The sequence below is a fragment of the Acidovorax sp. genome, from assembly GCF_046339755.1.
Classification (GTDB): Bacteria; Pseudomonadota; Gammaproteobacteria; order Burkholderiales; family Burkholderiaceae_C; genus Acidovorax.
Genome location: NZ_JBKDTZ010000405.1, coordinates 13,749 through 27,512 on the forward strand (window position 1 = coordinate 13,749; position 13,764 = coordinate 27,512).

The following is a 13,764-nucleotide window of genomic DNA, read 5'->3' on the forward strand; positions in this document are numbered from 1 at the left end:
AAAAGTTATTCTTTTGCGTTTTAAAGGGCAAACCCTATAGTGGAAACATCTCATAACGAAAGGTGTTTTCCGTGAACAAGCGCTCCCTCCTGCAATCCGTCCTTGCCCTGGCCCTGGCCGCCGGTTTCGCCACGGGCGCCATGGCGCAGGACAAGCCCCTGAAGATCGGCGTGACGGGCGGCCCCCACGCGCAGATCTTCGAAGTGGTCAAGAAGGTCGCCGAGAAGGAAGGCCTCAAGATCCAGGTCGTCGAGTTCAGCGACTACGTGCAGCCCAATGCCGCCCTGGCCTCGGGCGACCTCGACGCCAACAGCTACCAGCACAAGCCCTACCTGGACAACCAGGTCAAGGACCGCGGCTACAAGATCGTGCCCGTGGGCTACACCGTCAACTTCCCGATCGGCCTGTATTCCAAGAAGGTCAAGAAGCTTGAGGACCTCAAGGAAGGCGCCAAGTTCGGCATCCCCAACGACCCCACCAACGGCGGCCGCGTGCTGCTGGTGCTGCAGGACAAGGGCCTGATCAAGCTGCGTGAAGGCTCCGACCTCAAGGCCACGCCGCTGGACGTGGTGAGCAACCCCAAGAAGATCAAGTTCGTGGAGCTCGATGCTGCGCAACTGCCGCGTTCGCTCGACGACCTCGATGCATCGGCCATCAACACCAACTTCGCGCTCTCCGCCGGCCTGAACCCGGGCAAGGATGCGATTGCGCAAGAGAACGCCAAGAGTCCTTATGTCAACCTGATCGCCGTGCGCGAAGCCGACAAGGACAAGCCCTGGGTGGCCAAGCTGGTGAAGGCCTACCACTCGGAGGAAGTGCGCAAGTTCATCCAGACCGAGTTCAAGGGCTCGGTGCTGCCAGGCTTCTGAGCCCGGCACACGAAAGGGCGGCGGCAGGCCGCCCTTTTTCATTGACGAGCTTGCGAGACACACCATGAACTTCCAGCAACTGCGCTCCGTGCGCGAGACCGTGCGCAGCGGCTTCAACCTGACCGAGGTGGCCAACATCCTCTACACCTCGCAGCCGGGCGTGAGCCGCCAGATCCGCGAGCTGGAGGAAGAGCTGGGCATCGAAATCTTCGTGCGCGCCGGCAAGCGCCTCACCGGCCTCACACCGCCGGGCGCGGCCGTGCTGCCCATCGTGGAGCGCCTGCTGCACGACGCCGACAACCTGCGCCGCGCGGGGCAGGACTACAGCGCCAGCCACGAAGGCCGGCTGGCCATTGCCGCCACGCACTCCCAGGCACGCTACGCGCTGCCCCAGGTCGTGCGCGACTTCCGCGCCATGTTCCCGCAGGTCTCCCTGCACCTGCACCAGGGCTCGCCCAAGCAGGTGGCCGAGATGCTGCTCAGCGGCGAAGCCGACATCGGCGTGGCCACCGAGGCGCTGGCCCACTACGAAGCCCTGGTCACCCTGCCGTGCTACCGCTGGACGCACAGCATCGTCGTGCCGCCCGAGCACCCCTTGCTGGCGCTGACCGAGCCGGTCACGCTGCAGCAGCTCACCGAGTACCCCATCATCACCTACGAGCTGGGCTACACCGGCCGCGCCCACATCGACGAGGCCTTCGCGCGCGAGGGCCTGCGCCCCGACGTCGTGCTCTCGGCCATGGACGCCGACGTGATCAAGACCTATGTGGAGCTGGGCATGGGCGTGGGCATCGTCGCCTCCATCGCCGTCGACCCCGAGCGCGACCGCCAGCTGCGTGCGCTCGACGCACGCCACCTGTTCGAGGTCAACACCACCCGCCTGGCCGTGCGCAAGGGCACCTGGCTGCGCGGCTATGCCTACAGCTTCATCGAGACCTTTGCGCCCACGCTGCAGCGCGAGGCGGTGGAAAAGGCCGTGCGCGCCACCGGCACGCCGCTGGAGTAGGGCACCCCCTGCGCCAAGGCCAGCTTTCTCATAAGTTCAGAAGGATTCGTTCGTTGCTGCGCAGGCCGCCGGGCAGCAGACTCGGCCCATGGCCACGGTTCAACGACGACAACAAGCATCCATCGGCGCGCACGCCCCAGAGGGCGAGGGCACGGGCGACGCCGACTCCCAGCAGCTGGACCGCGTGGTGGGCTGGTTGCTCGACGGCCTGGACTGGGGCGCACAGCTGTTCCACGTGGGGCAGTACTGCGGGCGCTGGAAGGCCTCCACCGCGGGGCATGCGCAGGCCAGCTTCCACCTGATCCTTGAGGGCCGCTGCTGGCTGCACATGCCCGGGCGCGCATCGGTGGCGCTGGTGCCGCGCGACGGCGTGTTCCTGATGCGCGACGTGCCGCATTTCCTCTCGCCGTATTCCGACCCCGGCATCGAGTGCAGGCCGATGGCCATGCAGGCGCTGGCCGCAGGCCCGACCCTGGGGTCCACGGCGCTCGCCTGCGGCTTCTTCTCTTTCGAGGGGCCGCTGCGCGCACTGGTGGCCGATGTGGTGCCCGAGTCGCTGGTGCTGCGCGGCTCGGACGCCTCCATGGCCGCCGCCGCTTCGCTGTTCGACCTGATGCTGCTGGAAGCGCGCCGTACCGGCACCGAGCCCTCGGCCGTGATGGACCGGCTCACCGGCCTGCTGTTCTTCTACGCGTTTCGGCACGTGGCGCAGAGCGATCCCGGCGCACGCGGCCTGTGGCTGCTGCTGCGCCGGCCGGGCTTTGCCGCGCTGGTGGCCGACATGCTGCAGGCCCCCGCGCACCCCTGGTCGGTGGACGACATGGCGCGCCGTGTGCACCTTTCGCGGGCCGCGTTCTTTCGCCAGTTCGGCGAGGCCTGCGGGCGCTCGCCGCTGCAATTCCTGTTGCTGCTCCGGATGCAGGTGGCTGCGCGCCAGCTCGAGCAGGGCGAATCCATCGGCCGCGCTGCAGAGGCGGTGGGCTACGAGTCGTATGCCGCGTTCTCGCGCGCCTTCAAGCGGGTGATCGGCGAACAGCCGGGTGCCTGGCAGCGCGCGCGTTCGCGCGACCCACGGCGCGCAGCCGCCGCAACGGCCGCCACCGGCGCGCACGAACAGGCATAAAGCGGCGATCTTCGGTCATTGAGTGTGCGGCGCCGCACGCCAACAATCCAGCCTCGACTTCCATCGCGTTCCGCTCCCCTTCACGCCACCCCTGCAAACACCCCGCCGCCATGCCCACCCGCCTCACATTGCACACCGAAGCCTCCGCCCCCGAAGGCAGCCGTCCCTTCGTGGCACGGGCCCTGGCCAACAATGGCTTCCTGCCCAACCTCATCGGCATCCTGGCCAACTCGCCCGAGGCGCTGGAGACCTACCTCAGCGTCGCCAAGCTCAATGCGCGCGGCACGCTCACGCTGGCCGAGCGCGAGGTGGTGCAGATCACCGCGGCGCGCATTCACGGCTGCGACTTCTGCGTGGCCGGGCACACGGCGGTGGCGCTCAAGCAGGCGGGGCTTGCGCTGGAGCAGGCGCAGGCCCTCCAGGCCGGCCAGGCCACCGGAGACGCCCGGCTCGATGCCGTGAGCGTGTTCGCCGAAACCGTGATCGCCCAGCGCGGGGCGGTGCCGGACGCCGCGCTCGCCGCCTTCCTGGGCGCGGGCGGCTTCACCCAGCAGCAGGCGCTGGAGGTGGTGCTGGGCATCAGCCTGGCCACCCTGTGCAACTTCGCCAACAGCCTGGCGCAAAGCCCCGTCAACCCCGAGCTGCAGCCTTACCTGCCCGGCAACCTTCAGACCTCCAGCGCACAGGCGGCCCCCCATGCTGCATGAGTCGCACAGCGCCTGGTTTGCCGAGAACGCGCAGGCCCTGGACGAGGACAGCACCCTGGCGGCCGAGGTCGTGCCACGCCTGGCCAGGGCCGGGGCGTTCGCGGTCGATGGCCAGGGCGGGTCGCTGTGGGATGCGGTCGAGTCGATCGCACAGGTGGCCGGCCACTCGCTGACGGCCGCCTTCGCCTTCTGGGGCCACCGGGCGTTCATCGAGTACCTGCTGCAGTCGCCCAATGCGGCACTGCGCCAGCGCTGGCTGCCGGTGCTCATCGCGGGCGAGCACGCAGGCGCCACCGGCCTGTCCAACGCCATGAAGTACCTGGGTGGCATCGAGTCGCTGGGCATCCAGGCGACGGCCCGGGCCGGAGGCTGGTGGCTCGATGGCAGCGTGCCCTGGTGCACCAACCTGCGGCCCGAAGGCTTCGTGGCAGCGGCAGTGGTGGCCCGCAGCGATGCGCCGCCCTTGGTCATGGCGCTGCCCTCGGGCCGGGCAGGCCTGGTGCGCAGCGCCGACCTGGACCTGATCGCCCTGCGCGGCAGCAACACCGCGTCGCTGGCTATCACGGCGGTGGAGGTCTCGCCCGACGATCTGCTGCACGACAATGCCAACGCCTTCCTGCCGCGCGTGCGCCCGGCCTTCCTGGGCTTGCAGTGCGGGCTGTCCATCGGCCTGGCGCGCGCCGCGCTGGCCACGGCCACCAAGGCGGCTGGTGGTGGCCGTGGAGGGCGCAGCGTGCTCGACGAGTCGCTGCAGAGCCAGCGCGCGCGCCTGGATGCCAGTGTGGCGGCGCTGCGCGAGGGCCTGGCCAGCGGGAGCTTCCTGGAGCAGCCGGCGCTGCTGTTCCAGCTGCGGCTGGACCTGGCCGACACCGTGCAGCAGGCCGTTCAGCTCGAGCTGCAGGCCAGCGGCGGGCGGGCCTACCACCGCGACCAGGCGCTGAGCTTCGCGCGCCACTGGCGCGAGGCGGCCTTCATCCCCATCGTCACGCCCAGCGTCATGCAGTTGCGCGGCGAGCTGGCGCGGCGGGCGCAGCAACAGGCCGATGCCGCAGCCACCCCGGCTGCGCTGCCCCAGGCCCTTGCGGCCAACGCGGCGTGACCGGTACCACTGCCACCGCCGTGGACACGCCCGTGGTGCAAGCCCAGGGCCTGGGCTTTCGCTATGCGCAGGACCCGGGCGAAGCGGTGTTATCCGATGTGTCCCTGTCTGTCGGGCAGCGCGAAATCGTCTGCCTGCTGGGCGGCAGCGGCTGCGGCAAGTCGACCCTGCTGCGCGTGCTGGCCCGGCTGGAGGCGCCTGTGGACGCGGCCCACACCACCGGCCAGCTGCACTTCATGGGCGCGCCGCATCTGCGCCCGCACCCGCGTGCGGCGCTGGTCTTCCAGCAGTCGGCCCTGCTGCCCTGGCTCAACGCCGAGCGCAATGTGGGCTTTGGCCTGGACTTCACGCACCAGCCCACCCTCACGCGCGGCGCCCTGCGCCAGCGGGTGGGCGAGGCGCTGGCCGCCGTCGGACTGCAGGGCCAGGGCCGGCTGTACCCGGCGCAGCTGTCGGGCGGCATGGCGCAGCGCGTGGCGCTGGCCCGGGCCCTGGTGCGCGAGCCTGTGCTGCTGCTGGCCGACGAGCCTTTCTCTGCGCTGGACGCGATCACCCGGGCCGAGATGCAGCAACTGCTGGTGGACCTGGTGCACCGCTGGCAGACCGCCGCGCTGCTGGTCACGCACGACATCGATGAAGCCCTGCTCGTGGGCGACCGCATCGTGCTCATGGGCGGGCGGCCCGGCCGCATCGTGCGCGAATGGCGGGTCGACACCGCCCGGCCGCGCAGGGCCGATTCGCCCGAGGCCGGCGCCCTGCGGCTGCAGATACTGGGTGCGCTGCACGATGCCCGGCATGCCGGCGCCACCCCATCACCCTGACCGAACGAACCACCCTTGAAAGAGCCGATCACCATGACCGAGAGCACCACCGCGCGCCCGCCCGTAGCCCCGCACATCTGCGCATCGAGCCACTGCGACTGTGGCCTGACGCGCCGCGACATGCTGCGCCTGGGCGCCCTGGCCACCGGCGGCATCGCCGCGCCGCTGCTGTTCGCCAACGAGGCGCGCGCCCAGGCTTTCAAGGGCGACGACCAGCCCGTGAAGATCGGCTACCTGCCCATCACCGACGCCACGCCGCTGCTGGTGGCCCACGGCCGTGGCCTGTTCGAGAAGCAGGGACTCAAGACCGAGGCGCCCCGGCTGTTCCGCTCCTGGGCGCAGATCGTCGAGGCGTTCGTCTCGGGCCAGGTCAACGTCATCCACCTGCTCACGCCCGCCACGCTGTGGGTGCGCTACGGCTCCAGGTTCCCTGCCAAGATCGTGGCCTGGAACCACATCAATGGCTCTGCGCTCACGGTCCTGCCGGAGGTGAACAGCATCGCCGAGCTGGGCGGCAAGACGGTGGCGGTGCCGTTCTGGTACTCGGTGCACAACATCCTGCTGCAGGACGTGCTGCGCAAGGAAGGGCTCTCGGCCGTGACGCGTCCGCGCGAAGCCGCCATCGGCCCCAAAGAGGTGAACCTGGTCGTGCTGGCACCGGCGGAAATGGTCTCGGCCCTGGCCTCCAAGGCCATTGCCGGCTTCATCGTGGCCGAGCCCTTCAATGCCGCCGCCGAGCTGGCCGGCGTGGGCAAGATCCTGCGCTTTTCGGGTGATGTGTGGAAGGACCACGCCTGCTGCGTCACCTTCCTGGCCGAGCGCGACCTGGCCGAGCGGCCCGAGTGGTCGCAGCGCGTCACCAACGCCATCGTGCAAGGGCAGCTGTGGACGCGCGACAACCGGCTGGAGACCGCATCGCTGCTGTCCAGCACGGGCGAGCGCCGCTACACGCCGCACCCGGCACGCACGCTGGCCAAGGTGCTGGCCGCCACCGACTATGCCGACTACGAGGCCAAGGGCATCGTGCGCAACAAGGGCTGGCACCAGCGGCGCATCGACTTCCAGCCGTACCCCTACGCCTCCTACACCGAGCAGCTGGTGCGCTCCATCAAGGCCACCAAGGTAGAGGGCGACACCGGCTTCCTCGACAGGCTCGACCCGACGTTCGTCGCACAGGACCTGGTGGACACGCGCTTCGTGCGCAAGGCCATCGACAGCGTGGGCGGGCCCGGCGTGTTCGGCGTGCCGTCCGACTACACGCGGCGCGAAACCCTCATCGCCTGAGCGCCGTGGAGACCCGCCTGCGCAGGTTCGTGCTGCCCCTGGCCGGCGTCGCGCTGGTCGCGGTGCTGTGGTGGGCGGGCAGCCTGCTGCTGACCCGGCGCACCCCCATCGCCGCCGCCTTCGCGCCGCTGCCCTCGCTGGAGGCGCTGTGGCACCTGGTGGCCGGCGCCGACATCTGGCACCACGCATGGCTGAGCCTGAAGCGCGTGGCCGTGGGCCTGCTGCTGGCCGTGGCGGTGGGCGTACCCCTGGGCATCCTCACCGGGGTATGGCGGCTGTTCGCGCAGGCCACCACGCCGGTGTTCCAGTTCCTGCGCATGATCTCGCCGCTGTCGTGGATGCCCATCGCCGTCATGGTGCTGGGCGTGGGCGATGCGCCGGTGTACTTCCTGCTCGCCTTTGCCGCCGTGTGGCCGATTTTGCTGAACACCTCGGCAGGCGTGGCCCAGCTCGATCCGCACTGGCTGCTGCTGGCCCGCAGCATCTGCGCCACCCGGCGCGAAACGGTGCTGCGCGTCATTCTGCCGGGCATCACCGCGCACATCCTGACCGGGGTGCGCACCGCCATCGGCATCCTGTGGATCGTGCTCGTGCCCGCCGAGATGCTGGGCGTCTCCGCCGGCCTGGGCTATTTCATCCTGGACACCCGCGACCGCCTGGCGTACTCGGAGCTCATGGCCGCCATCGTGCTGATCGGTGCCCTCGGCTACCTGCTGGACCACTGCGCGCGCTGGCTGCACGCGCGGTGGCTGCACGCCTGATTCAGGAGTTGATGCCGCGCTGCACCACCGACAGCGCACGCCGATAGCTCTCGCGCAAGCGGTACATCTGCGCCGGCCGGTGCGCGGCCCCGCTCGTGAGCTCGCCCTCGATGGGTTCGAGCATGCCCAGCTCGTCGATCTTGCGCCGAAAGCTCACCTTGTTGATGGGCTCGCCCAGCACCGCCTCGTACACCGCCTGCAGGCGCGGCAGGGTCATGCGCTCGCCGCACAGGTAGACCGGCAGCGACGAGTACTGGCTCTTGGAGCGCACGCGCTCCACCGCCAGCGCCACGATCTCGCCGTGGTCGAAGGGCAGGGCGGGCAGCGCGGCCACCGGTGCCAGTTGCAGCCCCTCGCGCCCCTGGGGCAGCAGCTCCTCGGAGATCAGCGCGTAGTAGACGATGGAGGCCGACCAGCCCCGCGGGTCGCGGTCGGCGCCCGAGTAGGTGGCCAGCTGCTCCAGGTACGGGCTCACGATGCCGGTCTTGTCGCGCAGCACGCGCGCGGCCGCATCCCACGCCGTGCGGTCCTCCTGCGCGTGGATGTAGCCGCCGGGCAGGGCCGGCGCACCCGCGAACGGGGCGTTCCTGCGCGTGAGCAGCACCACGTGCAGGGCATCGTCCTTGAGCGTCATCAGCACCACGTCCACCGTGCAGATCACGGTGGGGAAGGAGGGCTCGGCAGAGGAGGGCGTGGGCATGGCGTGTTTCCGTGGCTGAAGATTGTTGACTTAGTATTTTAATGAAACTATCATAAGTTCATCAATTAAACTAAGTAATCGGAGGCCGCATGACCGCACTATCTCCCCATGCCGTGGAAATTCTCGAAAGCCGCTACCGGGGCTGCCTGGTGGGCCTGGCCTGCGGCGATGCCGTGGGCACCACGGTGGAATTCAGCCCGCGTGGCAGCTTTGCACCGCTGACCGACATGGTGGGCGGTGGCCCGTTCCGTCTGGCGCGGGGGCAGTGGACGGACGACACCTCCATGGCCATATGCCTGGCGCAGAGCCTGCTGCACCGCGGTGGCTTCGATGCCGAGGACCAGATGCGCCGCTACGCCAACTGGTGGCGCTGGGGCTACCCCAGCCCCACGGGCACCTGCTTCGACATCGGCGTCACCGTGCGCGGCGCGCTCTCGCGCTTTCTGGCCGATGGCGAGCCCATGGCTGGTTCCACCGATCCGCAGACCGCCGGCAACGGCTCGCTGATGCGGCTGGCGCCCGTGGTGCTGCGCTACTTTCCCGACATGGCGGCCATGCTGCGCCAGGCGCGCCTGAGCTCGCAGACCACGCACGGCGCGGCGGAGGCGGTGGAGTGCTGCAGTGTGCTGGCCGAGGTGATCGCCCATGCCATGCAAGGCGATCCGGCGCGGGGCCAAGCCGCCCGACTGGAGGTGTTGGCCGTACGGCAGGCAGGTCTTGCCTGTCCTGCGGTGCAGGCCATCGCCGCAGGCAGCTACCACGGCAAGCCGCGCGAGCAGGTCCGCGGCAGCGGCTACTGCGTTGCTTCGCTGGAGGCGGCGCTGTGGTGCTTTGCCACCACGGATTCGTTTGCCGACGCCGTGCTGGCCGCCTCCAACCTGGGCGACGATGCCGACACCACGGCCGCCATCACCGGGCAGGTGGCTGGCGCGTTCTACGGCATCGAGGGCATTCCCGCGCACTGGCGCGCCATGCTGTTCATGGGCGAAGAGATCGGCGACATGGCGGCAGGCCTGCTGCACCGGGACGCGCGCGCCGTTCCGGTTTAGCGATGAGCGGCCATGCCGTGCCGCTTATCGGGGCATCGCCTGGACAGGCGCGAGATACGCTACGGATGGGGGCCGAGCCATGCCCCGGCGGCCTGCGCAAGGCCGCTTCTGCGGTGTCTTTTTTGTTCTTCCTGTCCTTGTCCGTTGTCTTTTTTTTCTGGATCCATTCCATGCGGTACCTCGCTGTTCTTCTCCTGGCTGCGGCTGCGCCCCTGGCCCAGGCCGCCAATTTCGTCTCGCTGCACCAGTCGGCCCTCAAGATCGCCTTGCCCCCGCCAGCGGGCTCCTACAGCTACAAGTTCGATACCCACATCGGCTTCAAGCAGCAGTACGCGCCGCAAGGTGTCACGGGCTGCGCCATCGGCTATGCCACGGGCGGCTGCGCCTTTCCTGGCGGCGGCTCGCTGGCACTGTCCGAGTTCACCGGCTACCAGCTGCAGTACAAGGAATTCAAGATCTTCATCCCCGCGGGGACGCGCTCGTTCATGTTCTCGGGCTATGCGCCGCAGCGCACGCAATCGGCCTTCGTGCTGCGCTATGGCTCGGCACCCGTGCGCGAGGCGGCCCTGAGCGGCGCCGAATACCAGAACGCCCAGACCGGCGAGCGCATCGACACCTCATTTGCACGGCTGGTCAATGAACGCAGCGAGCAGTTCGTGGTCCACGACGGCGGCGGCACGCTGCGCTTCGTGGGCGGCCAGCTCGATGCCAACCGGGGCAGCACCAAGGACGGCAACTGGCTCTATGTGCGCCAGCTCAGCGGCAGCCCGCTGTACGACGTGCAGGGCGCCATCGACCTGGACATGCCCAGGTACGCGGCCGGCTACGCCAAGATCGTCTGGACTGCCAGCGCCTACCCCGACCCGGTGGATGCGCCCAGCGCTGGCGGCGGCACGGGCACGGTCACCCCGCCAGACAATGCGACGACCCTGCCGGTGCCGGCCACCGTGTCCACCTCGGTGGTGTCCGCTGCCGGCCAGCCACTGCGGCTCGACATCACGCTGGCGCAGGCCGCCTCCGACGTCGCTGCCAACCCGAAACTCAGCACCTGGGTGGCGGCGCTCATTCCGGCCAATGGGACCTCGTTCCCGGTGGACAGCTGGTTCTTCCGTCTGGCCAAGGGCGGCTGGACCAGCCAGGTGCCCGCGGACCTGGAGGGCATCGCCTTTGCCAGCCAGGTGAACAATGCCACCAGCCTCAAGTTCACGCCTTCGCTGGACTTCACGGAAGCGGAGCTGCGCGCGTTCAACGTGCAGGTCCACTTCGGCTACAAGACCAGCACCGGCGCTTTCGTGCACAAGGGCAAGGTCTGGCCGCAGTGAGAGCGGTGGCGGAGAATTCGTCATGAGTTCATGCGCAATGCGGCTTTGGAAGAACGGATGCCGGCCTTTAAGCTGGCGCCCTGACTTCCAGCCGGCCTCCTGCACATGCCCCACGACCACTTCGACACCATCGTCATCGGCCTTGGCGCCGTAGGCTCCGCCACCCTCTACCAATTGGCCCGACGCGGCGCCAAGGTGCTCGGGCTGGACCAGTACGCGCCGCCGCACAGCCTGGGCTCCTCGCACGGGCAGACCCGTATCACCCGCCTGGCGGTGGGGGAGGGCGACGAATACGTGCCCCTGGTGCGACGCTCGCACGAGATCTGGCGCGAACTGGAGGCCGCCACGGGCCAATCGATCTACACCCGCACCCACGGCCTGGTGCTCGGCCCGCGCGATGGCGCCCCCGTGCACCAGGGGCGCAGCCACGACTTCGTGCACAGCACCATCGACATCGCGCGCCGCCATGGTATAGACCACGAGGTGCTGGACCATGCCGACCTGCGCCGGCGCTACCCGCAGTTCCAGCTCAACGACCACGAGTTCGCCTACTGGGAGCGCGATGCTGGCTTCGTGCGGCCTGAGGCCGCCATCGGCGCCCAGCTGCAACAGGCCCAGGTGCATGGCGCCACGCTGCAGACCGGCACGCGCGTGACCGGCCTGGCACGCGAAGGCGAGCATCTGCGCGTGGAGACCACCCAGGGCCGCTACAGCGCGGGCCAGGTGGTGGTGGCCGCTGGCCCCTGGCTGCCGGGCCTGCTGGGCCAGGAACTGCAGCATGCCTGGGCGCCGAAGCTGGCGGTGTACCGCCAGGTGATGTTCTGGTTCGACGCGGGGGCGGCCGCGCCATTGTTCGAGCCCGGAGCCTTCCCGGTCTTCATCTGGACCTTCCGCGAGGGGCCGGACGATTCGATCTATGGTTTCCCCATCGCGGAAGCGGGCACGTCGGCCTTCAAGATCGCCACAGCACAGTACCAGGAGACCACCACGCCCGGCACCGTGGACCGGGTCGTGGCCGATGCCGAAAAAGACCGCATGCTGCAGCGCCATGTGCTGCCGCGCTTTCAGGCCCCGGGCGCGCACTGCACCGATGCCCGGGCCTGCCTGTACACCGTCACGCCCGACCACGGCTTCGTCATCGACCAATTGCCGGGCTGGCCGGGAGTGCATCTGGCATCGGCCTGCTCGGGCCATGGCTTCAAGCACTCGGCCGCCGTGGGCGAGGCCCTGGCCCAGCAGGTGCTGGACTTGCCGGAGCGCCTGGACCTGCGGCCCTTTGGCCATGCCCTGCATGGCCTGGCGACGGCAGACACAGCCTGACCTACTGCAAGGATGTTTTGGTTTTATAGAAACCAAATTTTATTCTTTTGGGTTTTATGGGAAGGGTTCTAGAGTGGACCCATGTGCACAGCAGCCCCACCTACGAGGGCTGCAATCCCCTCACCTCAAGGACCCCTGCCATGTCTTCATCCGCTACCCAGGACACTGTGCTTGCACAGGAATTGGAATCCGCCCGTTCGGTGGCGCTGGCCTCTGGCCTGCCCTATGCAGGCGGCGTTTCGCCCACCGTGGCGTGGAAACTCATCTCTGCCGGCGATGCCGTGCTGGTGGATGTGCGCTCGGCCGAGGAGCTGAAGTTCGTCGGCCATGTGCCCGACAGCCTGCACGTGCCATGGGCCACGGGTACCGCGCTGCAGCGCAACCCGCGCTTCGTGCGCGAGCTGGAGTCGCGCCTGTCCAGCCATGGCGGCAAGGAAGCCACCGTGCTGCTGCTGTGCCGCAGCGGCAAGCGCTCGGCCCTGGCGGCCGAGGCGGCGGCCAAGGCCGGCTTCACCCGCGTCTTCAACGTGCTCGAAGGCTTCGAGGGCGAGATCGACGGCCAGCAACAGCGCGGCCATGCCGATGGCTGGCGCTTCCACGGCCTGCCCTGGGTCCAGGACTGACGAACTGACTGCCTGCGGCCGATCCCACGACTGAACCACTGCTTCCCACATTCCCCATGGCCGTCTTCAACATCGAACCCATCGTGCAGTCGCTGCACGCCGTGCGCCGCGACTGGCGCAGCCTGCAAAAGCGCTCGCAGGAGCCGGGTGGGCGCGAGTTCCCATCGCGCGATGCGCTGGCCGACATCGTCGACAAGCTCAAGGGCGTGCTCTTTCCCATGCGCCTGGGCCCGCCGGACCTGCGCCAGGAGAGCGAGGACTTCTATGTGGGCCACACGCTGGACGCGGCCCTGCATGCGCTGCTGGCGCAGATAAGGCTGGAGCTGCGCTACGTGCTGCGCCATCAGCCGGTGGAAGAGCAGAACATCGAAAAGCGCGCCGTGCAGGCGGCGCGCAGCTTCGCCGCAGCGCTGCCCGAAACACGCAGCCTGCTCGACAGCGACGTGCTGGCCGCCTACCACGGCGACCCGGCCGCGCGCAGCGTGGACGAGGTGCTGCTGTGCTACCCCGGCATCCTGGCCATGATCCACCACCGCCTGGCGCACACGCTGTATGGGCTGGAGCTGCCGCTGCTGGCGCGCATCGTGGCCGAGCAGGCGCATGCGCAGACCGGCATCGACATCCACCCCGGCGCGCAGATCGGCGCGGGCTTCTTCATCGACCACGGCACGGGCGTGGTGATCGGCGAGACGGCAGTGATCGGCGAGCGCGTGCGCGTCTACCAGGCCGTCACGCTGGGTGCCAAGCGCTTTCCCACCGACGAGGAGGGGCACCTGCAAAAAGGCCTGCCGCGCCACCCGGTGGTGGAGGACGATGTGGTCATCTACGCCGGCGCCACGGTGCTCGGCCGCGTCACGCTGGGCAAGGGCGCCACCATCGGCGGCAATGTCTGGATCACACACGACGTGCACACCCGCAGCACCGACCAGTACAGCAGCACGCACGACCAGATCAAGGAACAGCTGCGCCTGACGATCGAGACGATCAAGGAGAACCAGGAGAGCGAGCTCATCAACAACCCCGACTACGGCCTGCTGGCCCAGGTGACCGAAGAGCAGCGCGTGTTCCCGCTCACCGGCG

14 protein-coding genes are annotated in these 13,764 nt (G+C 69.0%); 13 read left to right on the top strand and 1 reads right to left on the bottom strand.

What is annotated here, in order from left to right; genetic code table 11:
• Positions 1-71 precede the first annotated feature (71 nt).
• The 8 genes from ACK59X_RS34755 (at position 72) to ACK59X_RS34790 (ending at position 7,670) form a co-directional block, all read left to right on the top strand.
• Entirely contained in the window at positions 72-869 is a 798-nt protein-coding gene (locus tag ACK59X_RS34755; RefSeq protein WP_409964102.1) for a MetQ/NlpA family ABC transporter substrate-binding protein, read from the top strand.
• Between the two features lie 64 nt (positions 870-933).
• Positions 934-1,875 (top strand): CysB family HTH-type transcriptional regulator, encoded by a 942-nt coding sequence (locus ACK59X_RS34760; protein ID WP_409964103.1) that lies wholly within the window; start codon positions 934-936, stop codon positions 1,873-1,875.
• A gap of 88 nt (positions 1,876-1,963) precedes the next feature.
• Complete coding sequence (locus ACK59X_RS34765) at positions 1,964-2,998, top strand: cupin domain-containing protein (protein WP_409964105.1); 1,035 nt, start codon at positions 1,964-1,966, stop codon at positions 2,996-2,998.
• 110 nt (positions 2,999-3,108) lie between these two features.
• Positions 3,109-3,705: a carboxymuconolactone decarboxylase family protein gene (locus ACK59X_RS34770; RefSeq protein WP_409964107.1), complete on the top strand. Its 597-nt coding sequence runs from the start codon at positions 3,109-3,111 to the stop codon at positions 3,703-3,705.
• Positions 3,695-4,804: an acyl-CoA dehydrogenase gene (locus ACK59X_RS34775; protein ID WP_409964109.1), complete on the top strand. Its 1,110-nt coding sequence runs from the start codon at positions 3,695-3,697 to the stop codon at positions 4,802-4,804. Before ACK59X_RS34770 ends, ACK59X_RS34775 begins: the two co-directional genes overlap by 11 nt.
• Positions 4,801-5,625, top strand: a complete 825-nt coding sequence (locus tag ACK59X_RS34780; protein ID WP_409964111.1) for an ABC transporter ATP-binding protein — start codon at positions 4,801-4,803, stop codon at positions 5,623-5,625. Before ACK59X_RS34775 ends, ACK59X_RS34780 begins: the two co-directional genes overlap by 4 nt.
• A 33-nt stretch (positions 5,626-5,658) precedes the next feature.
• Positions 5,659-6,909 carry an ABC transporter substrate-binding protein gene (locus tag ACK59X_RS34785; protein WP_409964112.1) on the top strand — a complete coding sequence of 417 codons (1,251 nt, stop codon included), beginning with the start codon at positions 5,659-5,661 and terminating at the stop codon, positions 6,907-6,909.
• Between the two features lie 5 nt (positions 6,910-6,914).
• Positions 6,915-7,670: an ABC transporter permease gene (locus tag ACK59X_RS34790; RefSeq protein ID WP_409964114.1), complete on the top strand. Its 756-nt coding sequence runs from the start codon at positions 6,915-6,917 to the stop codon at positions 7,668-7,670.
• A 1-nt stretch (position 7,671) separates the two neighbouring features.
• Here ACK59X_RS34790 and ACK59X_RS34795 read toward each other — a convergent pair whose 3' ends face one another.
• Complete coding sequence (locus tag ACK59X_RS34795) at positions 7,672-8,370, bottom strand: NUDIX hydrolase (protein ID WP_409964116.1); 699 nt, start codon at positions 8,368-8,370, stop codon at positions 7,672-7,674.
• 89 nt (positions 8,371-8,459) lie between these two features.
• Between ACK59X_RS34795 and ACK59X_RS34800 the strand changes: the two genes are divergently transcribed.
• The 5 genes from ACK59X_RS34800 to epsC form a co-directional block, all read left to right on the top strand.
• Positions 8,460-9,419, top strand: coding sequence for an ADP-ribosylglycohydrolase family protein (locus tag ACK59X_RS34800; RefSeq protein ID WP_409964118.1), 960 nt, complete (start codon positions 8,460-8,462; stop codon positions 9,417-9,419).
• Between the two features lie 170 nt (positions 9,420-9,589).
• Positions 9,590-10,741 (top strand): hypothetical protein, encoded by a 1,152-nt coding sequence (locus tag ACK59X_RS34805; protein WP_409964120.1) that lies wholly within the window; start codon positions 9,590-9,592, stop codon positions 10,739-10,741.
• 105 nt (positions 10,742-10,846) lie between these two features.
• On the top strand, positions 10,847-12,061 hold the full coding sequence (gene solA / locus ACK59X_RS34810; protein WP_409964122.1) for an N-methyl-L-tryptophan oxidase: 1,215 nt from the start codon (positions 10,847-10,849) through the stop codon (positions 12,059-12,061).
• Between the two features lie 140 nt (positions 12,062-12,201).
• Positions 12,202-12,684, top strand: a complete 483-nt coding sequence (locus tag ACK59X_RS34815; RefSeq protein WP_409964124.1) for a rhodanese-like domain-containing protein — start codon at positions 12,202-12,204, stop codon at positions 12,682-12,684.
• 56 nt (positions 12,685-12,740) lie between these two features.
• Positions 12,741-13,764: serine O-acetyltransferase EpsC (gene epsC, locus ACK59X_RS34820; RefSeq protein ID WP_409964126.1), on the top strand; the 1,024-nt coding region annotated here is incomplete at its 3' end.